The following is a 20920-nucleotide window of genomic DNA, read 5'->3' on the forward strand; positions in this document are numbered from 1 at the left end:
TTATTTTTGGCTCTCCCTGTCAAAGACTATCCCGCCTTACGCAAGCGGATAGACCGCAATTTATCCCCATGACCGCAGCCCGCCTCGTTCTCGCCTCAACCTCGATTTATCGCAAGCAGCTCCTGGAACGCTTCGGCATCCCCTTTGAAACCGCCCGCCCCGAGCTCGACGAAACGCCACAACCCGGAGAAAGCCCGGTCGCGACGGCCGAGCGCCTCGCGCTTGAAAAAGCCAAAGCCGTTGCCGCCGATTACCCGAACGCCCTGATTATCGGCAGCGATCAAGTGGCCCACCGAGGCGAAGAACGCTTCGACAAGCCCGGCACCGAAGCACGCGCCATCGCCCAGCTGCAGGCCATGAGTGGCAAGGCCATCGTCTTTCACACCGCCGTATGCCTTTACAACAGTGCCAGCGGCCAGTTTCAACTCGAAGGTGTACCGACCGAAGCACGCTTCCGTCCACTATCCGAAGCCGAAATCATTCGTTACGTACAACGCGAACAACCTCTGGACTGCGCCGGCAGCGCCAAATCCGAAGGCCTCGGCATCAGCTTGCTCGACTACATGCGCGGCGACGACCCCACCGCCCTGATCGGCCTGCCGCTGATCGCGCTGGCCCGCATGCTGCGCGCAGAAGGCGTGCAAGTCCCATGAGTGGCGTACTTCACCTGCTTCCCGTCGGTCTGGGTCATTCCGAACCAGCGGCGACCCATCCCGCCAAAGTACTGAGTCAATTCGACGCGCTCGACTATTTCATCGCGGAACGCGCCAAAACGGCCCGCTCTGAACTCAAGCGCCTCGGCTACAGTCGTCCGATTCAGGAAGCAGAGATTCACGAACTCCCCGCCCGGCTCGACGCCCAGGCCATCGACCTCCTGCTAGCCCCGATTCTCGCCGGGCGCGATGGCGGCCTCGTCTCTGAAGCCGGCTGCCCGGCTGTCGCCGACCCCGGCTCGCTGATCGTGCGCCGCGCACACGAACAAGACATCCGCGTCATCCCGCACGTCGGCCCCTCTTCGCTGCTGCTGGCGCTGATGGCGTCCGGGCTGGACGGCCAGAGCTTCGCCTTTCACGGTTACCTGCCGCAAAAGCCCGACGAGCGCGTGCTCGCCATCAAGCAACTCGAACGCGAATCCGCGAAGCTGCAGCGCACTCAGCTTTTCATCGAGACGCCGTATCGCAACACCGCCATGCTCGCCAGCCTGCTCGACGCCTGCGCGCCCAGCACGCTGATCTGTGTGGCGCGCAGCCTGAGCACCCCGAGCGAATGGATCGCCACGCGCAGCGCAACTGGCTGGAAAAAAAGCGGGCTGCCCGATCTGGATCGGCAGCCCACGGTTTTCCTGCTGCTGGCCATTTAAACAAGGCATGCTGTAGAGCCGCCCCCAGCAAGGCTCTTCAAGCAGCATGCCTGCACAGGCTTGATACACAAGCCTGTACGAAGGCACCGCCTGAAGAAGTCCGCCCTGAGCGGCTATTCAGGCATCGCCTTATTTAACGCTAATCTGATTCAGTTCCTGCACCACACTGGCGGACACGCCTGCGCCAAAGCGCTTGGCAAGTCGCTCGGCAATATTGTCGTGCTTGGTATAGTCGCGCACCTCTGCGGCCTTGATCACGTCGCGCGCCACAGAATCCAGCGTCCCGAACTCATCCGCCAGACCCAGCTCGATACTCTTGGCGCCGCTCCAGAACAGGCCAGAGAACATCTCGGGGGTTTCCTTCAGACGCGTGCCACGGCCTTGCCGTACCACGTCAATGAACTGCTGGTGAATTTCAGCCAGCATGCCTTTGGCAAACTCGATGTGCTTGGGGTTCTGTGCCGTAAAGGGATCAAGAAAAGCCTTATTGTCGCCCGCAGTAATGCTGCGCCGCTCGACCCCCAGCTTCTCCATCGTACCCGTGAAGCCGAAACCGTCCATACGCACGCCAATCGAACCGACGATACTGGCCTTGTCGACGTAAATCTTGTCGGCAGCCACCGCAATGTAATAACCACCCGAAGCGCAAACATCCTCAACCACCGCATAGACCGGCTTGGTGGGGTGCTTGGCGCGCAAGCGGCGAATTTCATCATTGATCATGCCGGCCTGCACCGGACTGCCGCCGGGGCTGTTGATCCGCAACACAATGCCTTTGGAAGTCTTGGCCTCGAATGCGGCCCGCAAAGCCTGGATGGTTTCCTCGGCCTTGACGTCGCCACTGGCGCCAATCACCCCCTCCATGTCCACCATGGCAGTATGCTCGGCGCCATCGATCGTTGCGCTCCCCTCGCCACCGCGCATGAAAAGGAAGATCACCACCGCAAAATAGAGAAAGCCCAGAGCCCGGAAGAAGATGCCCCAGCGCCGCTTGCGCCGCGCCTCTTTCAGGCTCTCCATCGCCAACTGTTCGATCACCTTGCGTTCCCAGCCTGCTTCATTTGTCTCATTCATGTTTGCGCCTCAAGATAAATATTGCCGTTCTGCTCACTGACGGCCAGTCGCGGCAGGGACTTTCCCCGGCACGGGCCGCTTACACACACACCTGAATCCGGTTGATACAGCGCTCCATGCGCGGCGCAAATCAGGAATTCGCCGTCGGCATCCAGAAATTTACCGGGATTCCAGTCAAGTTCAAGCGCCACATGCGCGCACTGATTCAGATAGGCAAACACCTCTCCGCGCCAGCGCAGCACAAAGGCGGCTTGCGCGCCGTTCGCAGTATCCACCATGAAGCGCAGACCATCACCGCCATCCGGCAATTCAGCGGACGCGCAGATCAGCCGTGACATGCCAACCACTCGCGCAAGCCCGCAATCGAATCAAGCAATGCCAGCGGCTGCTGTGCGGCCAATTCAGCCTGCGGATGCGCACCATAAGTCATCGCCAGCGTCGCCGTTCCCGCATTCCGCCCCATCAGCAGATCATGCGTGGTGTCGCCGATCATCAGCGTGCGTTCGGGCGTCACGAACAGCTCATCCATCAGCTCCTGCAACATGGCCGGATGTGGCTTGGAGAAACTCTCATCCGCACAGCGCGTCGCATGAAACATCGGCTCCAGTCCGCTGTGCGCCAGCACGCGGGCCAAGCCCCGGCGCGCCTTGCCGGTCGCGACTGCCAACTGATAACCCTGCGCACGCAAATGCTCCAGCAATTCGCGTACGCCCTCGAACAAAACCGTAGCGTGATCACGCGCCAGATAATGGTGCCGGTAGCGCTCGGCCAGCGCTTGGCAGGCCGCCTCATCCAGACCGGGCACCGCGTACTGCAAGGCATCGTGCAAGCTCAGGCCGATGACATGCGCCGCACGCTCGCGCGACGGAATCGGCAAGCCCAGATCGGCGCAGGCGGCCTGAATGGAATCGACAATCAAGGCCGTGGAGTCCATCAAAGTGCCGTCCCAATCGAATACGATCAGGTCAAAATTCCGGGTATTCACCATCAACCAAAATCCCTCTTCTGCACAGCATCGACCGCGCTCACAAAACTCGCCAATTCCGGGGGCAAGGGCGCCCGCAGCTCCAGCATTTCGCCCGTCAGCGGATGCTGCAGCCGCAGCAAAGCTGCGTGCAGGAACATGCGCGGCAAGCCCTCGCGCGCCAGGGTCTTGTTCAAAGCGAAATCGCCATATTTGTCATCACCCAGCAGCGGAAAACCTTGCGACTGCATGTGCACGCGGATCTGATGAGTGCGCCCGGTCTTAAGCTCCACCTCGACCAGACTGTAACGCTCCCAGCGCTGCACCAGACGCACAATACTGTGCGACGCCTTTCCATCCTCGCGCACCATCACGCGCCGTTCGCCATCTTCCGTCAGATATTTATACAACGCGGTCTTGATGTGCTGCAGCGGATTCATCCAGCGCCCGTTAGCCATCGCCAGATAGCGTTTTTCCATGTTGCCCTGGCGCATCGCATCCTGCACTGCCGTCAGCGCCGAACGCTTCTTGCCGATGATCAGCAAGCCGGAGGTTTCACGATCCAGCCGATGCGCCAATTCAAGAAACTTGGCCTCCGGGCGCTGGCTGCGCAGCAACTCGATCACGCCGAAACTCAAGCCGCTGCCGCCATGCACCGCCAGGCCAGCCGGCTTGTCGATCACCAGCAGCGCCTCATCCTCGAACACCACTTTGAACGCGTGACGCTGCACCGCGCCCTGCTCGGGAGCCGGTGCTTTCTCGGCTACCCGAATGGGCGGAATCCGCACTTCGTCGCCGGTCTGCAGACGATAGGTCTGGCTGATCCGGCCGCTATTGACGCGCACCTCGCCGCTGCGCAATACCCGGTAGATATGGCTTTTCGGCACGCCTTTGCATTCGCGCAGGAGGAAATTGTCGATACGCTGTCCGGCATCCTCCTCGCCAATCAGGACACGACGAACGGAATGGGCTGTCTGGGTAGATGAAATGGGTGTTTTGCCTAAAGTCATAAGTTTCAAATATACTGCAGCGGTTTCGCGGGTTTTGTCCCGTGGGTCGTCCGTGTTGCACGGTTTGCCCGTCCTGTCTGTACCGCCCCTCCGGCATGTTTGAAGCGTCCCAGGCCTTTTGGCTTCGCACGCTCCAGTCGGCAGCGGTTGGCGCCGTAGAGTTATCCGGCGCGCAGGTTACAGATCAGGTTCGGCTGAACCGGCCACCCGCCCACCTGCGCTACAAGCGCCGCGAACACACCGATCGACCGGAGAAAACGGTCGATGGTATCCCAAACCATTTGATTGATCGACCCATATTGCGCGCGAACGCGAACCAGACTGGAACGCCTTGAGCACCGCTTACGCGGCTCAGGGTGTCGTAAGGCAAACCCGATTCACTCCTTGCAGGAACACATGAAAGTATTGTTCACCACAAGTTGAGTTACCCGCCGATCCCGCAAGGGAGAGGCGGTGGTTTGCCCTGCCCGCAGGAGCGCGCGGGAGAAGAACTATGAAACGCATGCTTTTCAATGCAACGCAGGCCGAGGAACTCCGCGTTGCGATTGTTGATGGTCAGAAACTGATTGACCTGGACATCGAATCGGCCTCCAAGGAACAACGCAAGAGCAACATCTATAAAGGTGTGATCACGCGCATCGAGCCCAGCCTCGAAGCCGCCTTTATTGACTATGGCGAAGAGCGCCATGGCTTCCTGCCCTTCAAGGAAGTCTCCAAATCCTATTTCCGCGAAGGCGTGGATAGCCGTGCTTCCATCAAGGAAGCGCTGCGTGAAGGCCAGGAAATCATCGTCCAGGTCGAGAAGGAAGAGCGCGGCAACAAGGGCGCAGCCCTGACGACCTACGTCTCGCTGGCCGGCCGGTATCTGGTGCTGATGCCCAACAACCCGCGTGGCGGTGGCGTTTCGCGCCGCGTCGAGGGTGACGACCGTGCAGAACTGCGCGAAGTCATGGACGGCCTCGAAGTGCCCGGCGGCATGAGCCTGATCGCCCGCACCGCAGCCATCGGCCGCAATGCCGAAGAGCTGCAGTGGGACTTGAACTACCTGATGCAACTGTGGACCGCCATTGATGGCGCGGCCAAGGCTCAGAATGGCGCTTTCCTGATCTATCAGGAAGGCAGCCTGGTGATCCGCGCCGTGCGCGATTACTTCCATGCTGAAATCGGCGAAATCCTCATCGATACCGACGAGATCTATGAGCAGGCCAAGGCCTTCATGGGTACGGTGATGCCGGCCAACGTGCATCGCGTCAAGCGCTATCACGACGACGTGCCGCTGTTCTCGCGTTTCCAGATCGAACACCAGATCGAGTCGGCCTATGGCCGCCAGGTCAATCTGCCCTCGGGCGGCGCCATCGTCATCGACCACACCGAAGCCCTCGTGTCTGTCGACGTCAACTCGGGCCGCGCCACACGTGGTACGGACATCGAAGACACCGCGCTGCGCACCAATCTTGAAGCCGCCGACGAAGTAGCCCGCCAGTTGCGCCTGCGCGACTTGGGTGGCCTGATCGTCATCGACTTTATCGACATGGAAAACCCGCGCAACCAGCGCGAAGTCGAAAACCGCCTGCGCGATGCGCTGCGTTTCGACCGTGCCCGCGTCCAGACGGGCAAGATCAGCCGTTTCGGCCTGCTCGAACTGTCGCGTCAGCGTCTGCGTCCGGCCCTGGCCGAGACCAGCTACATCACTTGCCCGCGCTGTACCGGCACGGGCCACATCCGCTCGACCGAATCGGCTGCGCTGCACATCCTGCGCATCCTCGAAGAAGAGTCGATGAAGGAAAACACCGGCGCCCTGCACACCCAGGTTCCGGTTGACGTCGCCACCTTCCTGCTCAACGAGAAGCGTGATGACATCGCCAAGATCGAACTGCGCCACAAGGTTAACCTGCTGATCATCCCGAATCGTCATCTGGAAACGCCCGCCCACGAAATCGTGCGCCTGCGTCACGACCAGCTGAATCTGGAAGAAGGCCACCTGCCGAGCTACAAGATGGCGGCCATGCCTTCCGAAGCCTCTTACACGCCGCCCTCGGCACAGACCGAAGCGAAGCCGCTGCGCCAGGAAGCCGCCATCAAGGGCGTCACACCCGACCAGCCAGCTCCGATCGTCGAGCCGCGCGAACCACGTTCCAGCAAGGCTGCCGCGAAGTCAGGCGAAACCAAGAGCCTGTTCCGTCGCCTGATGGACTGGCTCGGTGGCGAGCCGGCAGCACCGGCCGCACCCGCTCCCGCCCCGAGCCGCCCACGCAGCAGCGAGCCGCGTCGTGACGGCCGTCAGCCGCGCGGTGGTGAGCGCAAAGGTCCGCGCAACGCCGAACAAGGTCAGGAGCGCAAGGAAGGCAGCAAGCCGCGCGACGAACAGTCCAGCGAACGCGGCGCTCGCAACGAGCGCAATCGCGGTGATCGTCCGGAACGCAACAAGAGCGAACAAGGTGAACGCACACGCCCAGAGCGCGGCGAAAAGACCGAGCGCAGCGAAGCCACAGCCAAGCCACAACGCGAACGGGGCGAGCGCAGCGAGCGCAGCGAGCGCAATCCGCGTCCGCAACGTGACGTAGCCGTTCCCGCTGCCGTGCAGGAACAAGCCGCAGCCGTGACTGACGAAACCATCACCACCGCTGCTGGCGAAGGTGAAGGCGAAGCGCGTAACGCCGAAGGCCGTGGCGAAAGCCGCAACCGTCGCAATCGTCGTGGCCGTGGCCGTGGCGGTGAGCGCCGTCCCGAAGGTGAAGCCACTCCGAACGGTGAAGTGGCTGTCATGGACGGTGCACCGCAAGCTACGCTCGCCTTCGACTCCGCGGTTGAAGCACCTGCAGCAGTTGCAGCGCCTGTCGTAACAAGCCCTATCGTGGAAGCCGCGCCGGTCGTGGCCGTGCAAGCAGCCCCCGTGGAGATCAAGGCTGCGCCTGCCGCTCCGGCAATCGTGGCTGAAGAAGTCCAGCCCGCGCCGGTCGCAGCCGCACTCGCTGCAGCTCCGATCCCAGTGCCCGAGGCGACACCGGCTCCAGCTCCAGCTCCTGTAGCAGCCCCGAAGCCAAGGGGTCCGCAAGTGGATCTGCAAGCCCTGCTCGCGGCTCAGGAAGCGGAACTGCAAATGGTTGAAACGGCCGCCAATGCTGTCGCACCAGCCCCGGTGCAAGAGTCGGCTCCCGCACCCGCTCCGCGTCGTCGCAAGCCACGCGTCGCCGCAGTAGATGTCCCGCTGGAGCAAGTTGAAACTCGCGACTAAGTCGCGGGCATCCAGACAAAAGGCTGCCACTCTTTGAGTGGCGGCCTTTTTTTCATGGGCGGCCCCTTGGCAAAACAGTGGGTCTACTACTGCACGGCGACAGCGCAGCCGCCATCAAAACCCACGCCCACAGCAACAATCGCCCCCGCAGCGCAGGCCTCCTCAAACTCGGCAACGACGGACGTCAGGAAAGTGCACAGGTCGGAAATCTCCCGCCCCAGGATGAGCAGCGGAGACTGACCGATGCTCAGAGCCAGTTAGTCAGAATCGCAGGCATCGCACATGGCGTGCCGGGCTGCGTCAGCAAACGAAGAGAAAACCGGGACGCCGCAATAGCCGTCCCTGTTACTTCACATTCCGCTCGCGCACTATCGGCGGCACGAACTTGACCGAGAACTTCCAGCCCTCCGGCATAGCCTTGAGGATCAGGGACTTGGAGTTGGCACCATCTTCAAACACCGGCCCCTCACCCGCCAGCTCGATCGCGCCAATCCCCTTGATGACACAGGCGCCTGGCAGGGTCACAAAGGAGGATTCGGCGGCAACCAGCACGAACTGCCCTTCATTGGATTCGGAACAGCTCAAACCTTTAGGTAGCGTCGCGGGATCACTTTTCCACGCATTACGCAGCGCATCCAGGGCCTTGAAGAGCTCTTCGGTGGGCTTGATGGCGAGGCTGACTTCGCACGATTTCACATGACTCATTGGCAAACTCCTGCCGTATAGGTTCGCCGGAGTTTATCCGTTTCCCCAGCACCATCGCGAGCTGAAAAAGCCTGCCCGAAGAGCCGCCCCCAGCCTTGCTGTACAAGCCACCTGCCCGCACAGGCTCTACGGGCGGTCTTCTTCAAGCATCCCAGCCTGTAATCCTTGCCGGATGCGGCTCAGCACAGCTCGCCTGATCAACAGCCAAGCAGAAAATGTCCTTACCCTCAACTTGGGCTTCAGAAAGCCGTAAAAGGACAACAACCCCTATGGCAGCCTGAGCGGAGAAGCCCATGATTTCACTTGAAAAACTGCACGTACGCACCCGCCTCGCATTAGTCATTGCTGCCGCGCTGCTCGGTCTGCTGGTGCTCGCAAGCTTCGCCTTGATCGAGTCGCGCAATGCCGCCATGAACGGTCATCAGGAACGCATCAAACATCTGGTAGAAGCCGCCAACGGCATCATCGGCAATTACCAGAAACTTGAGGCCGACGGCAAACTGCCACGCGCCGAAGCACAGAAACAGGCCATGGAGGCCTTGCGCCCGCTGCGTTTTGCCAGCGGCGACTACTTCTTCATCTACGATTTCGAGGGCAATGGCGTAATGGTCGCCGGCAGTCCGAAAATTGAAGGCCAGAACATGCTCGGCAAAACCGACGCTGCCGGCTTCAAACTCTGGGACAGCATTGTCAGTACGGCCAAAGGGCCGGGCGCAGGCTACATCAACTACGTATTCCCACGTGCCGGCCAGACCGAAGCCCACCCCAAACTGGCCTATGTGGCCGCAGTGCCCGGTTGGCAATGGATCGTCGGCACCGGCGTCTACGTGGATGACGTGAATGCCGTACTGCGGCGCCAAGCGCTACGCTACGCGCTGGTCGGAGTGCTGGCTCTGCTGCTGGCCGGCGTGATCGGCGGTCTGGCCGCGCGCAGCATCGTCCGCCAGCTCGGCGGCGAACCTGCGCAACTGATGGAGATCATGCAACACGCCGCCAACGGGGATCTGAACACCCGCTTCCCGGTGAAAGGTGATGCCAGCAGCGTTCTGGCAAAACTCAAAATCATGCTGGAAGGTTTGGGAGTGCTGATCCGCGACATTCACGCCTCGTCGACCGAACTCAGTTCGAATGCCAGCAAAGTCGCACAAAGCGCCCAGCAAGTGTCCGAAGCCGCCCTGCAGCAATCTGACGCCACCAGTTCCATGGCGGCCGGCATCGAAGAAATGACGGTGGCTGTCAATCACATTGCAGACAGCGCCCAGCAAACGGAAACAGAATCTAAACTCGCCACAGAACTGGGTGCAGAGGGCGAGAAACGTGCAGTCGGCGCCGTCAGCGTAATCTCCGACATTTCCGCCACCGTCAGCCAGGCGGGCGAGCGCATCGGCGGGCTGGTCAAGCGCACCGACGAAATCGGTTCGATAGCCAATGTGATCAAGGAAATCGCTGCCCAAACCAATCTGCTGGCGCTCAATGCCGCCATCGAAGCCGCACGCGCTGGCGAACAGGGCCGGGGCTTCGCAGTCGTGGCCGACGAGGTCCGCAAGCTCGCCGAGCGCACGACTCAGGCCACTGCCGACATTACCGGCATGGTCACCACCATTCAGACCGAAACGCGCGAGGCCGTCAGCGTCATGGAATCCGCCGTACCACAAGCCCGCTCCGGCGTAGCCTCGGCCGAGGCTGCCGCACAGTCACTACGCGAAATGCGTAATGGTGCAGAAGGCACGCTGGGGCGCATCCGCGAGGTGGCCGACGCCACCCGCGAACAAGGCCTGGCCAGCAACAGCATTGCGCAGCAGGTGGAACGTATTGCAATGATGGTCGAAGAAACCAGCCAGGCGGTTGCCGGCTCCGCCGAAACCGCCCGCCAGCTCGAAGGGCTGGCCCACTCCCTGCATACGTCCGTGAGCCGCTTCAGGGTTTGAGCGCCCCGGGTCACCCGGAGAGGCCCGCTGCGCGCGGCTCTTCGGGCAGACACACAGCAGCTTTTTTGACAAAACCGGATCCTTTCCGGGCGAAACGCGGGGGCCATCACGCCCCCGCGTGCGCTTCTTTGCTCACAAGCCCAGCGCCGACAAATCCAGTCGCCCTGCACGCAATGGCGGGCACCAGAAGTAGGCCCCCGTCATCGGCCGGGTGAAGCGGAACAGCGCATCGACAATCCCGTCTTCGGCGCCAACCATGCGCTTCAACTGGGCCTCGAATGCATCGAGTGAATGGCCGAAAGCGACGAAGACCAGACCGGCCTCGCCCGCTTCGGCCCAGGGCATGGAGCGGCGCACGACGAAGGCTTCGGGCGTGAAACTTTCCTGCGCGGTGCGTTTGACGTGGGCGCTCTCGGGCGCGTCATCAAGCTCTTCGTTGTCACTCTTGCGTCGGCCGACGCTGTGATCCTGCGCCTGCGGGCTCATGGCATCGAACTTCGCAAAATCGTGGCGCCACTGCTGCACGGCGACATAGCTGCCGCCATCAAAACCCTCGCCCACACCACAGACCACCGCTGCGACAATCGCCGCCTCGTCCTGCGGATTTTCGGTGCCGTCTTCATAGCCGGTAAGGTCACGCCCGCTGCCATGCTTGAAGGCATTCACACTGTCTGTGAGGCTGAAAGCCGGTATCAGCAAGGCTTCCAGCTTGCGCGCGGCGAGCAGCACCTCGCCCGGATCCGCGCCGCTCAGCCAGCACCAGAGGGCTGCAGGCGTAGAAGGCAATTCAAACCCGGCAAGGACGTGAGTCGGGAAAGGACGCAGGCCGGGGATTTCGTGCCCCAGGGCGAGCGCCAGCGACTGGCCAATGCCCAGCACCAGATAGTCCGGATCGCAGGCCTCACGCACGGCCTGCAAGGCTGCGCCAGCCTCCATCGCGGAACCAAGCAAGACAAAGGAAAGAAAACGCCCGGCCTGCGGGACGGGCGCCAGGATGCCCGGCTGGGCATCGGATTGGGTGCTACTCATGAAAGGACCTTTTCACCAGAATCTTGTCAGAAGATTCTAGGCGAAGAGCTCAATCATCCACTGACCCAGCTCAGAGAAACCACACCGCCGGAAAGACTGTCAACGCCAGCACGTACAGCAGCCACTCAAGATTGCGACGAGCCAGAAAGCCGGTGAAGTGCAGGATCAACACCACGATGGCAACGACGTAATACAGGGCAAACCACATACGTTTCTCCTCCCGGCAATCTGTAATTCTTATTCTTCGATATGGCGCAAAGACAGGTCAATCGCGCGCACATCTTTGGTCAAGGCGCCAACCGAGATGCGATCCACGCCGGTTTCGGCAATTTCGCGCACGCGTTCCAGACTCACGCCGCCCGAAGCTTCGAGCTCCGCCCGGCCAGCGGTGAGCTTCACGGCGGCCCGCATTTCGTCGGCATCCATGTTGTCCAGCAGGACCAGGCGGGCACCACACGCCAGCGCCTCTTCTAGCTGCACCAGATCTTCGACCTCGACTTCGATGAAGACGTTTGGCGAGGCCAGCGCCTGCGCCTGTTTCATGGCCTTGGCGATACCGTCAGCTGCGATGATGTGATTTTCCTTGATCAGGATGCCGTCATAAAGACCAATGCGGTGATTGACACCACCGCCGGTCTTGACCGCAAATTTCTGGGCCAGGCGCAGGCCGGGCAGGGTTTTGCGCGTATCCACGATATCCGCATTGGTGCCGGCTACGGCGGCCACGTATTGCGCCGTGATGGTCGCCGTCCCGGAGAGCATCTGCAGGAAGTTCAGCGCGGTGCGCTCGGCAGTGAGCAGCGCGCGGGCCGAGGCAAAGATGTCGCACAGATTCTGCCCGGCCGTGACGTGATCGCCATCCTTGGCGTGCCAGATCACCGAGGACTCGGGATCAAGCATCTGGAATACGGCATCAAACCAGGCTGTGCCGCAAAGAACCGCGTCTTCGCGGGTGATCACGCGGCCACGCGCGCTGGAATTATCGGAAATGAGCTGGGCAGTCAGGTCGCCCGTACCAACGTCTTCAGCCAGCGCCTGGGCGACGGAGCGCAGGATCTCGATGCGCAGCTGTTCGGAGAATCGGTTCATCTTTTTATCCCTGTTACGAATCAGTTGCAAATGTGCCTCTGTGTCCGGTAATCGCTACGATCCGGCGGGCTATCATGTCCCGGTGATTGTACACGGCGAAGGCGCAGCATGAACGAAATCACCACGATCCTGAGCGTCAGTCTGGGCGCTCTTCTGGCTGCTATTCTGCTCGCCACGCTGGTTTACTGGTACGTCCGCGACATTAACCAGAAGAAACACGCGATTCTGCGCAACTACCCGATTGGGTGAGGCGTGAGGCGTTGAAGTTTCACCGGCCAGGCACTAAACCTTCCCGGCGCCGGCCGCACCCTTTCGAGGAATAGGCTGAAGAGCCGCACGCAGCTTGCGTCTTGCAGTATGCATTGCAAAGAACAAAGCTGAGTGCGGCTTTACAGACAGGCTTCGCTCAACCTGATTTACGCTGCTGCTGCACCGCCACCACCACACCCGCCACGGCGATGACGCCCATCCCGAACAGGGTCAGATGGTCCGGCACACGATCAAACACCAACCAGCCAAGCAGACCGGCCCACAGCAGCTGCAGGTAGGAAAACGGCGCCAGCAGCGAGGCCGGTGCATCGTGATACGCGTGGGTAAACAGGTAATGGCCCAGGCCGCCGGTTACGCCCAGGCTGAGCATCAGCAAGGCATCGCCCCAACCCGGCATCGGCCCGTGCCACACCCAGGGCAGCGTCGTACCGAAGCACACCGCGCCGGCCAGCGCCACGTAAAACAGCAAAGTCAGCGTGCTCTCGCTGCCCACCAGCACGCGCGACAGCAACTGATAGGCCGTGCCACATAAGGCAGCCACCAGCACGAACAACACACCAGCCAGATCCAGCGATCCGCCGGGGCGCGCCACCAGCAAGACTCCGCCAAAACCACACAAGACCGCCAGCAGACGCACGAGACCGATGCGCTCGCCGAGCAGCGGGCGCGCCAGCAGCACCACCAGCAAGGGCGCCACGAAACTGATGGCGGTTGCCTCGGCCAACGGCAGCCGCTTCAGCCCCTGCATCATCAGCAGCGTCATCAACACCAGACACAGGGCGCGCAGGATTACCAGACCCGGTCGGCCGGCACGTGCCATCTTCAGACCGTGGCGCGGCACCACAATCGCCAGCATCAGCATGAGATGCACGAAATAACGCACGAAGGCGATCAGCGGCACGCTGAAGTTTTGCGTCAGGTGCTTGATGGTGGTGTCGAGACAAGCAAACAGGAAGACGGCGCTGGCAAACAGGGCGATGCCACGCAGGGGATGGGGAGCTGCCATTGATTCAGGGAGTGATCCAGAAGTTGAAAAGATGCCTTGCGGCCAGAATGGTTTCGCCCGCCGTCAGGCCGACCGGCCCGACACCTTGCGTGGCGAGCTGATCCGCCGCTGCGCCATGCAGATGCACGCCGCATAGCGTGGCCTCCAGCGCCGGCCAGCCTTGCGCCAACAGCGCGGCAATCAAACCGCTGAGCACATCGCCCATGCCGCCACTGGCCATGCCGCTGTTGCCGGAACTATTGATGAACCAGCGCCCGTCGGGCGTCGCCACGATGCTGCCACAGCCCTTCAATACGACAATGGCCTGAGTGCGCCGCGCCAGTTCGCAGGCTGTGCTGACGCGATCGGCCTGCACCTGCGCCACGGAAGTCTGCAGCAGGCGTGCCGCCTCGGCCGGATGCGGCGTCAGCACGCTTGCCCCGGCGCGCCCAGCCAATACGCCCAGCAAAGCCGGCTCAGCCGCCAGCAAGTTCAGGCCATCGGCATCAATCAACAAGGGCCTGGTAAAGCCCAGCACGCGGCGCACATGCACACTGGCCGCCTCGCCCTTGCCCAGCCCCGGCCCGATGACCAGCGCGCTGACAAGCAGAAACAGATCAGCAGGACTACGCCACATGATTTCGGGATACGCCACATCCACGCCCGCCCCTGCCGCATCCAACAAGCCAAGAAAGACTTTGCCCGGCCCCAGATGGAGCGCCGCGCGCGCCGCCAGCAGTGCCGCGCCCTGCATGCCGGCCGCGCCACCCACGACGCCAACCGCACCGAACTGGCCCTTGTGCGTGTTGCGCCGACGCGGCAGCAGGTGATCGGTGAAGCAGGCCGGACTGATCTCGCGGCCCATCGCCTGCGGCAACGGCAGATCGAGATCGAAAACGCGAACCTGACCGCAATAGTCCGGCCCGTCGAGCGTCAGCAAACCGGGCTTGAGCGCAATGAAACTCGCCGTATGCGTGGCCTGCACGCAAGGGCCGATCAGCGCACCGGTATCGGCATTCAGACCCGAGGGAATATCCAGCGCGAGACGCGGGCAGCTCAAGGCGTTCAGACGCGCAATCCAGTCGGCATGCAAGCCATCAATGGGCCGGGTCAAGCCGATGCCGAACAAGGCATCGACGACCAGCGCCCATTGCGTGCCGATGAAATCCGGCAGGATCTGGCCGCCAGCATCCAGCCAGCTTTGGCGTGCGATTGCCGCATCGGGTGGAAGCTTTGCGACTTTGGCAGCGCTGACCAGCACGACTTCGATGCCTTGACGACGCAGCTCGCGTGCCAGCACGAAGCCGTCGCCACCGTTGTTGCCCGGCCCGGCCAGCACCAGCACGCAGCCCGGACTGCACGCCAGCAATTCCTCCACCCAGCCGGCCGCAGCCAGACCGGCGCGCTCCATCAGCGGAGGCTGCGCCTCCAGCTGCGCGGCCTCGATGGCACGCACATCGCGGCAACGCAGAATCGGCAGGGCGGGCGAAAAAGCCATCAGGCTGGCCTCAACAAGGATGCATCAGAACATTCAGCTTGGCGGTTTCGGCGCCCAGCCGCAAGCGGACAAATCAAATGCGCAAGTCGCAAGTCGCAAGTCGTGAGTCGCAGACCCGCACGCCTTGCCCGCTCTGGCGGTAAAAAACAGCACCTATCTGAAGAGCCTTTCTGGATGGACGTCTTCAGCAAGGCAGGCTGTAGAGGCAGGCTGGATGGGGCTATGCGGGCAGGCGCCCCAAAAATCGCGAACGGCAAGGTGGGGCCAGAACATTCCCTCCTTTGCAAAAGGAGGGCGAGGGAGGATTGGATTTCATGCATCGAGGAGACAAACCCACCCCACCCCTCAATCCCCCTTTTACAAAGGGGAAAGCCTGCACGGTTCGCGACTTGCGACTTGCGACTTGCGACTTGCGACTTGCGACTTGCGACTTGCGACTTGCGATTTTTTTACACCAGCAAGCCCGCCAGCGGCGCCAATTCCGGCCAGCGCCGGACTTCATCGGCAATGCTGCGCGCCAGCCACTGCGCGCCCTTGAACTGGAAATGGCTCAGATCCGGTTTGCTCAGCGTGCCAGTGCTCTGCGTGGCATACCAGGGATGTTCGGCCGGATCGACCGCCAGCCAGTAGTCCTGCCAGCCATCGAGATTCGTGTTGGCGAGCTGGATCGTCAGGGCTTCCAGGTCGATCAGCGGCACGGCATTGGCCTGCGCGGTGTTGCGCACGGTCTGCGCGTAATCGCCGACGAAGGCGTAATCCGTCTGAGCGCCCTGTACGGTGCGGTGGGTCGGCCCCAACGGAAACGTCGGCCGGATGCGCGCCGTCATCGTCAGCAACACCGGGATCACGCCCAGCGCCCGCGCCGCGGCAATGTAGCGCTCCAGCGAGTGACGGAAAGCCAGTTCCGGCCGGCCTGCGGGATACTGCGGATGGCCCACGGCATCATCCGGATAAGTCGCCAGATGGGCGAGATCCGCCGCACCGCGCACCGGGCGCGCCGCGTCGGCACTCTGATCGTTATGGCCAAAGTTGATGAACAGGTAATCGCCGGGCCGCATCAACGGCGCGAGCTGCGCCAGATAGGCCTGACGGAAGAAGCTGCGCGAACTGCGCCCGGCCTTGGCCGCGTTCACGACCTGCACTTCCGGTCGGAAAACCTCACCCAGCACCTGCCCCCAGCCGGTACGCGGAAAGCGCGCACGCTCGTAATTCGCCGCCGTCGAATCCCCCACGATGAAAAGCCGCGTCGTCGCCGGATCGCGCTGGCGAGCGCGCGCCCGACGCGCATGTTGCAGATCCAGCGGCTCCGGCGCGCTGTGCGCATCAACGCGGCCGATAAAACGGTAATCCGCATCGAACAGCAGGGTCGCGCCGGGCAGGCCAGTGTCATTGTGAAAGCCGCGGTTAAGCACCAGCAGATCCAGTGCCGCCGCAACCGGCCCACACTGCACGCGCATCGGCACACTGACCGGATCGAAGTCGGCATCGCCAAGGCCGAGTTCAAGCAATGCCGGGCGGATCAGGGGCTGCAGATTCTCGCGGGCTTGGGCAATGGCCGCCAGCGTCACACCAGCACTGCTGCCCTGCTCGACCAGCCCCTGCGGCCCGCGAAAGCCCAAGCCCTGCGCCACGCCGGAGACGATCCAGTCGGTCAGGGCATTCACATGCGCCAGCGAACTCGCCCCGGCCTCCAGCGCCGGCACAAGCGCCGCCAGACTGCGCGCCCAGGGCGCACAGGCCGCATCGCCATCAGCGACGTTCGCCGAAAAAGCCGGCAGACAGGCTGAAATCAGCAGCGGTGCGCGCAGCGGCGGCAAATCCAGCGCATACACGCCCTGCGCATCGGCCTGCGTGGTCACGGATCGCCCCTCGACATCGACAATGCGCACGCTGGCATGGGCGCCGGCGCAGGAACTGGCGATCAGGCCGGACAGGCGATGCAACGGGGATTGGGCTTCGGACATGGCGGCGAGGATAAGCGCCCCAGGCCCCAAGTGACAATAGTCCACACCCCGCGCAGGGCTTCCTGCAAAGCTTTCACAGGTAGAATCGCGCCACCCATGGAAGCACAAAACCGCCCCCTCGCCAGCTGGCCCCGCCACCGGCCGAAACTGAAGCCCGCCCCGTTCCTGCCGATGAGTCGCAAGGAGATGGACGCGCTCGGCTGGGATAGCTGCGACATCATCCTCGTCACCGGCGACGCCTACCTCGACCACCCCAGCTTCGGCATGGCGCTGATCGGTCGGCTGCTGGAGGCCCAGGGCTTTCGCGTGGGCATCATCAGCCAGCCGGACTGGCTCTCGGCCGATGCTTTCCGGGCATTGGGCAAACCGAATCTGTACTTCGGCGTAACCGCCGGCAACATGGATTCGATGATCAACCGCTACACGGCGGACCGCAAGCCGCGCTCGGATGACGCTTACACCGCCGGTGGATTGTCAGGCGGACGTCCGGATCGTGCCGTCACGGTGTATGCCCAGCGCGCCCGCGAAGCCTTCCCCGGTGTGCCGGTGATCATCGGCAGCATCGAAGCCAGCCTGCGCCGCATTGCCCATTACGATTACTGGAGCGATAAGGTGCGCCGCTCCGTGCTGCCGGACTCCAAAGCCGACATGCTGATCTTCGGCAGCGCTGAACGTGCGCTGGTCGAACTCTCGCATCGACTGGCCGCTGGAGAGCCGATTGATTCAATCCGCGATCTGCGCGGCACGGCCTTCATGGTCAAGAAGAACTGGCTGCCGGACACGGAATGGAACGAGATCGATTCGCTGGAGCTGGACCGCCCGGGCCGCGTCGATCCGCATCCGGATCCTTACGCCATGGAGCCGCAGCAAACCGCCACTGCGCCGAATGCCGATGGTTCGTTGCCGATACAGATCATCCCCGCCGCCGCCCGCGTGGCTGCGCGCAAGGCGCTCCGCGCCAAGACCGTAGTGCGTCTGGCGAGCTTCGAGGCGATCAGCGAAGACCGCGTGCTCTACGCCCACAACTCGCGCGTCTTCCATCTTGAATCCAATCCGGGTAACGCCCGCGCGTTACGTCAAACGCACGGCGAGCGCGATGTGTGGCTGAACCCGCCGCCGATTCCGCTGACGACAGAGGAGATGGATTACGTCTTCGACGCGCCCTTCGCCCGCGCCCCGCACCCCAGCTATGGCAAGGCGCGCATCCCGGCCTGGGAGATGATCCGTTTCTCGATCAACATCATGCGCGGCTGCTTCGGCGGCTGCACCTTCTGCTCGATCACCGAGCACGAGGGCCGCATCATTCAGAGCCGCTCACACGAATCCATCCTCAAAGAGATCGAGGAGATCCGCGACAAGATTCCGGAATTCAAGGGGCATATCTCGGATCTCGGCGGGCCGACCGCCAACATGTACCGCATGGCCTGCAAGAGCGAGAAGATCGAGCAGTCCTGCCGGCGCCTGTCCTGCGTGTTTCCGGGCGTGTGCGAGAACCTCAACACCAGCCACGATTCCTTGATCGAGCTGTACCGCAAGGCGCGCGCGATTCCCGGCGTGAAGAAGATCAGCATCGGCTCGGGCCTGCGTTATGACCTCGCCGTGCTCTCGCCCGAATACGTCAAGGAGCTGGTCACGCACCACGTCAGCGGCCTGCTCAAGATCGCCCCGGAGCACACCGAGGAAGGCCCGCTGTCGAAGATGATGAAGCCGGGCATTGGCAGCTTCGAGCGCTTCCGCAAGATGTTCGACAAGTATTCGAAAGAAGCCGGCAAGACCCAGCATCTGGTGCCCTACTTCATCGCCGCCCACCCCGGCACGGCCGATCAGGACATGCTCAATCTGGCCCTGTGGCTGAAGGCCAACAACTTCCGCCCGGACCAGGTGCAGGCCTTCACGCCCACACCGCTGGCGATGGCCACGGCCATGTACTACTCGCGCAAGAATCCGCTACGGAAAGTCAGCAAGGATTCGGAGGACGTGGAAACTCCGCGCCTGGCCAAACAACGCAAGCTGCACAAGGCGCTGCTGCGCTATCACGATCCGGAAAATTTCGATCTGATCCGCGAATTCCTCATCGAGATCAACCGGCGCGACCTGATCGGCAACAGCCCGAATCACTTGGTCACCTGGGCGTCTGCAGCACATATAGCCGGAAAGCCTCGCCCGGCGGTCATCTCCGGACAGCCTGCCCGCAAAAGTCCGCCCCGTGCGGCTGTGCAGGCAGTGGCTGCGCGCAAGCGAAAACCCTGACGTAGCGAACCCCGGACAAGCGCAACGCGATCCGGGGATGTTTTCCACGCCACTTCCGGCACCGGATTCCGCTGCGCGTCATGCCGAGAATGTCGAAAACCTCGCCGGCCATCCCTGAGTCAGCACAACCGGCCCGAGGGAAAACCCCTTCTTGATGTTACCGGTTACAAAGATACAATCATGGGACCGGTAGCAAACCGGAGACAGAGCCGCGATCAAGCGACCAACCACCACATCTGAAGATCTGGAGACACTCATGCACACCATCTTTACCCGCAGCAGCGTGTTCGCGGCCATCGCCGTCAGCGCCCTGCTCAGCCTGCCGGCCCTGGCCGTCAGCAGCACCACCGCCCGCCCGCAACTCACCAGCAGCCAGGCCGCCAGCTACACCCTCGCCAAATACATGTCCAACGGCGGAGGCTGGGATCCGTCCAGCGGCGTCGGCGCAATCAGCGGCTTCACAGCGAATTACAAGGTTGCTGCCGATGGCACGGCGACTTACAAAACCATTCAGGCGGCCATCACCGCCGCCGTCAAGGCCGGTGGCACGACACGCAAATACATCAGCGTGAAGGCTGGCAGCTACAAGGAAGTGGTCTGCGTGCCCGCCTCCGCCCCGCCAATCACCCTGTATGGGCTGGACGCCAGCGCCGGCAACACGGTCATCTACTACGGCAACTCCAACCTGACACCGAAATCCGCCGGTTCCGCCACCCACGCCTGTACCAGCAACAGCTCGGCGACCACCGTCGGCACATCCAGCAGCGCCACCTTCAACGTCGCCGCCACAGATTTTCGCGCCCGCAACCTGACTTTCAAGAACAGCTACACCGAAGGCAGCTACAGCGGCAGCAACCAGGCAGCCATTGCACTGTCGGTGCGTGGCGACAAAGCGATCTTTGAAAACGTGCAGGTCATCGGCAATCAGGACACGCTGTACATCGGCTCCTACAGCTACTCGACGACCAACCGCGCCTTCTTCAAGGCCAGCTTCATCCAGGGCGACACCGACTTCATCTTTGGTCACGGCACGGCCGCGTTCTACGGCTGCACGATCCAGTACAACGCCACACGACTAGGCTCCAGTGCTGCGAGTTACATTTTCGCCCCCAGCACCCAGTCGTCGAACAGCTACGGCTTCCTGGTTGTCAGCAGCACGCTGAACTATGCCGGCGGCGCGCCGAACAACGTGGTCTACCTGGGCCGCAACTGGGCCGAATCCGGCGCCAAGGCCCAACTGGTCATCCGCGAAACCGCCATCGGCGCGCATGTACGCAAGACTGCTCCGTGGGGGCCTGGTACCAACGGCGCGGCCTACAGCAGCTCGACGGCCCGCTTCAGCGAGTACCTCAACACAGGCACCGGCAGCGGCAACTGATCGTTTGATGCACGAACCAGAAAGCCCGGCTGCGCAAGCAGTCGGGCTTTTTTACATGCTCTTGATCTCAATACAACCGAAACACAGAAATTTGCCAAATGTTGCGCCGCACTTTGCGGCGCTCCTGCGATGCAGCCGCTATCATTGCCCGCAAATATAAAATCAAGTTCGAGGAGCAAAC

The 20920-nt window shown here is 62.3% G+C and carries 18 protein-coding genes; 7 read left to right on the forward strand and 11 right to left on the reverse strand.

Annotated features, from left to right (window positions below; genetic code table 11):
• Positions 1-68 precede the first annotated feature (68 nt).
• Positions 69-653: a Maf family protein gene (locus ABXR19_RS14770; protein WP_354601906.1), complete on the forward strand. Its 585-nt coding sequence runs from the start codon at positions 69-71 to the stop codon at positions 651-653.
• The gene (locus ABXR19_RS14775) at positions 650-1360 is read left to right on the forward strand and encodes an SAM-dependent methyltransferase (RefSeq protein ID WP_354601907.1); all 711 of its coding nucleotides are present in this window, start codon (positions 650-652) and stop codon (positions 1358-1360) included. Before ABXR19_RS14770 ends, ABXR19_RS14775 begins: the two co-directional genes overlap by 4 nt.
• Positions 1361-1489: 129 nt before the next feature.
• On the opposite strand, the gene ABXR19_RS14780 is transcribed toward ABXR19_RS14775, so the two are convergent.
• The 4 genes from ABXR19_RS14780 to ABXR19_RS14795 are packed head-to-tail and all read right to left on the reverse strand — an operon-like array spanning position 1490 to position 4408.
• On the reverse strand, positions 1490-2434 hold the full coding sequence (locus tag ABXR19_RS14780; RefSeq protein ID WP_354601908.1) for a S49 family peptidase: 945 nt from the start codon (positions 2432-2434) through the stop codon (positions 1490-1492).
• Positions 2431-2772: a Rieske (2Fe-2S) protein gene (locus ABXR19_RS14785; RefSeq protein ID WP_354601909.1), complete on the reverse strand. Its 342-nt coding sequence runs from the start codon at positions 2770-2772 to the stop codon at positions 2431-2433. Before ABXR19_RS14785 ends, ABXR19_RS14780 begins: the two co-directional genes overlap by 4 nt.
• Positions 2760-3422, reverse strand: a complete 663-nt coding sequence (locus tag ABXR19_RS14790; protein ID WP_354601910.1) for an HAD family hydrolase — start codon at positions 3420-3422, stop codon at positions 2760-2762. The genes ABXR19_RS14785 and ABXR19_RS14790 overlap by 13 nt, the downstream gene beginning before the upstream one ends.
• On the reverse strand, positions 3422-4408 hold the full coding sequence (locus tag ABXR19_RS14795; RefSeq protein ID WP_354601911.1) for an RluA family pseudouridine synthase: 987 nt from the start codon (positions 4406-4408) through the stop codon (positions 3422-3424). The genes ABXR19_RS14790 and ABXR19_RS14795 overlap by 1 nt, the downstream gene beginning before the upstream one ends.
• A 493-nt stretch (positions 4409-4901) precedes the next feature.
• On the opposite strand from ABXR19_RS14795, the gene ABXR19_RS14800 reads away from it, so the two are divergent.
• A complete protein-coding gene (locus ABXR19_RS14800) occupies positions 4902-7643 on the forward strand; it encodes an Rne/Rng family ribonuclease (protein ID WP_354601912.1) in 2742 nt (913 codons plus the stop codon).
• Positions 7644-7988: 345 nt separating this feature from the next.
• Here the strand turns inward: ABXR19_RS14800 and ABXR19_RS14805 are convergent, their stop codons facing one another.
• On the reverse strand, positions 7989-8348 hold the full coding sequence (locus ABXR19_RS14805) for a hypothetical protein (RefSeq protein ID WP_354601913.1): 360 nt from the start codon (positions 8346-8348) through the stop codon (positions 7989-7991).
• Positions 8349-8641: 293 nt separating this feature from the next.
• Here ABXR19_RS14805 and ABXR19_RS14810 point away from each other — a divergent pair, with 293 nt between their 5' ends.
• On the forward strand, positions 8642-10276 hold the full coding sequence (locus tag ABXR19_RS14810; protein WP_354601914.1) for a methyl-accepting chemotaxis protein: 1635 nt from the start codon (positions 8642-8644) through the stop codon (positions 10274-10276).
• A gap of 132 nt (positions 10277-10408) precedes the next feature.
• Here ABXR19_RS14810 and ABXR19_RS14815 read toward each other — a convergent pair whose 3' ends face one another.
• The 3 genes from ABXR19_RS14815 to nadC form a co-directional block, all read right to left on the reverse strand.
• A complete protein-coding gene (locus ABXR19_RS14815) occupies positions 10409-11305 on the reverse strand; it encodes a Dyp-type peroxidase (RefSeq protein ID WP_354601915.1) in 897 nt (298 codons plus the stop codon).
• Positions 11306-11375: 70 nt separating this feature from the next.
• On the reverse strand, positions 11376-11513 hold the full coding sequence (locus ABXR19_RS14820; protein ID WP_354601916.1) for a hypothetical protein: 138 nt from the start codon (positions 11511-11513) through the stop codon (positions 11376-11378).
• Between the two features lie 29 nt (positions 11514-11542).
• Positions 11543-12394, reverse strand: coding sequence for a carboxylating nicotinate-nucleotide diphosphorylase (gene nadC, locus ABXR19_RS14825; RefSeq protein ID WP_354601917.1), 852 nt, complete (start codon positions 12392-12394; stop codon positions 11543-11545).
• Between the two features lie 108 nt (positions 12395-12502).
• Between nadC and ABXR19_RS14830 the strand changes: the two genes are divergently transcribed.
• Positions 12503-12643, forward strand: coding sequence for a hypothetical protein (locus ABXR19_RS14830; RefSeq protein WP_354601918.1), 141 nt, complete (start codon positions 12503-12505; stop codon positions 12641-12643).
• 157 nt (positions 12644-12800) lie between these two features.
• On the opposite strand, the gene ABXR19_RS14835 is transcribed toward ABXR19_RS14830, so the two are convergent.
• The 3 genes from ABXR19_RS14835 to ABXR19_RS14845 all read right to left on the reverse strand — a co-directional run bounded on the left by ABXR19_RS14835 (position 12801) and on the right by ABXR19_RS14845 (position 17111).
• The gene (locus tag ABXR19_RS14835; RefSeq protein ID WP_354601919.1) at positions 12801-13670 is read right to left on the reverse strand and encodes a DMT family transporter; all 870 of its coding nucleotides are present in this window, start codon (positions 13668-13670) and stop codon (positions 12801-12803) included.
• A gap of 4 nt (positions 13671-13674) precedes the next feature.
• Positions 13675-15147: an NAD(P)H-hydrate dehydratase gene (locus tag ABXR19_RS14840; protein WP_354601920.1), complete on the reverse strand. Its 1473-nt coding sequence runs from the start codon at positions 15145-15147 to the stop codon at positions 13675-13677.
• Positions 15148-15596: 449 nt separating this feature from the next.
• Entirely contained in the window at positions 15597-17111 is a 1515-nt protein-coding gene (locus ABXR19_RS14845) for a GDSL-type esterase/lipase family protein (protein WP_354601921.1), read from the reverse strand.
• A 171-nt stretch (positions 17112-17282) separates the two neighbouring features.
• Here ABXR19_RS14845 and ABXR19_RS14850 point away from each other — a divergent pair, with 171 nt between their 5' ends.
• Positions 17283-19361, forward strand: coding sequence for a YgiQ family radical SAM protein (locus ABXR19_RS14850; RefSeq protein ID WP_354601962.1), 2079 nt, complete (start codon positions 17283-17285; stop codon positions 19359-19361).
• Between the two features lie 256 nt (positions 19362-19617).
• Positions 19618-20739 carry a pectinesterase family protein gene (locus ABXR19_RS14855; protein WP_354601922.1) on the forward strand — a complete coding sequence of 374 codons (1122 nt, stop codon included), beginning with the start codon at positions 19618-19620 and terminating at the stop codon, positions 20737-20739.
• Positions 20740-20920 lie beyond the last annotated feature (181 nt).

Origin of the sequence: Uliginosibacterium flavum, assembly GCF_040566545.1 — a bacterium.
Lineage (GTDB): Bacteria > Pseudomonadota > Gammaproteobacteria > Burkholderiales > Rhodocyclaceae > Uliginosibacterium > Uliginosibacterium flavum.

Coding starts and splice junctions, on each gene's coding strand:
- ABXR19_RS14770 (WP_354601906.1), top strand. CDS start 69: ATGACCGCAGCCCGCCTCGTTCTCGCCTCAACCTCGATTTATCGCAAG.
- ABXR19_RS14775 (WP_354601907.1), top strand. CDS start 650: ATGAGTGGCGTACTTCACCTGCTTCCCGTCGGTCTGGGTCATTCCGAA.
- ABXR19_RS14780 (WP_354601908.1), bottom strand. CDS start 2,434: ATGAATGAGACAAATGAAGCAGGCTGGGAACGCAAGGTGATCGAACAG.
- ABXR19_RS14785 (WP_354601909.1), bottom strand. CDS start 2,772: ATGTCACGGCTGATCTGCGCGTCCGCTGAATTGCCGGATGGCGGTGAT.
- ABXR19_RS14790 (WP_354601910.1), bottom strand. CDS start 3,422: ATGGTGAATACCCGGAATTTTGACCTGATCGTATTCGATTGGGACGGC.
- ABXR19_RS14795 (WP_354601911.1), bottom strand. CDS start 4,408: ATGACTTTAGGCAAAACACCCATTTCATCTACCCAGACAGCCCATTCC.
- ABXR19_RS14800 (WP_354601912.1), top strand. CDS start 4,902: ATGAAACGCATGCTTTTCAATGCAACGCAGGCCGAGGAACTCCGCGTT.
- ABXR19_RS14805 (WP_354601913.1), bottom strand. CDS start 8,348: ATGAGTCATGTGAAATCGTGCGAAGTCAGCCTCGCCATCAAGCCCACC.
- ABXR19_RS14810 (WP_354601914.1), top strand. CDS start 8,642: ATGATTTCACTTGAAAAACTGCACGTACGCACCCGCCTCGCATTAGTC.
- ABXR19_RS14815 (WP_354601915.1), bottom strand. CDS start 11,305: ATGAGTAGCACCCAATCCGATGCCCAGCCGGGCATCCTGGCGCCCGTC.
- ABXR19_RS14820 (WP_354601916.1), bottom strand. CDS start 11,513: ATGTGGTTTGCCCTGTATTACGTCGTTGCCATCGTGGTGTTGATCCTG.
- nadC (WP_354601917.1), bottom strand. CDS start 12,394: ATGAACCGATTCTCCGAACAGCTGCGCATCGAGATCCTGCGCTCCGTC.
- ABXR19_RS14830 (WP_354601918.1), top strand. CDS start 12,503: ATGAACGAAATCACCACGATCCTGAGCGTCAGTCTGGGCGCTCTTCTG.
- ABXR19_RS14835 (WP_354601919.1), bottom strand. CDS start 13,670: ATGGCAGCTCCCCATCCCCTGCGTGGCATCGCCCTGTTTGCCAGCGCC.
- ABXR19_RS14840 (WP_354601920.1), bottom strand. CDS start 15,147: ATGGCTTTTTCGCCCGCCCTGCCGATTCTGCGTTGCCGCGATGTGCGT.
- ABXR19_RS14845 (WP_354601921.1), bottom strand. CDS start 17,111: ATGTCCGAAGCCCAATCCCCGTTGCATCGCCTGTCCGGCCTGATCGCC.
- ABXR19_RS14850 (WP_354601962.1), top strand. CDS start 17,283: ATGAGTCGCAAGGAGATGGACGCGCTCGGCTGGGATAGCTGCGACATC.
- ABXR19_RS14855 (WP_354601922.1), top strand. CDS start 19,618: ATGCACACCATCTTTACCCGCAGCAGCGTGTTCGCGGCCATCGCCGTC.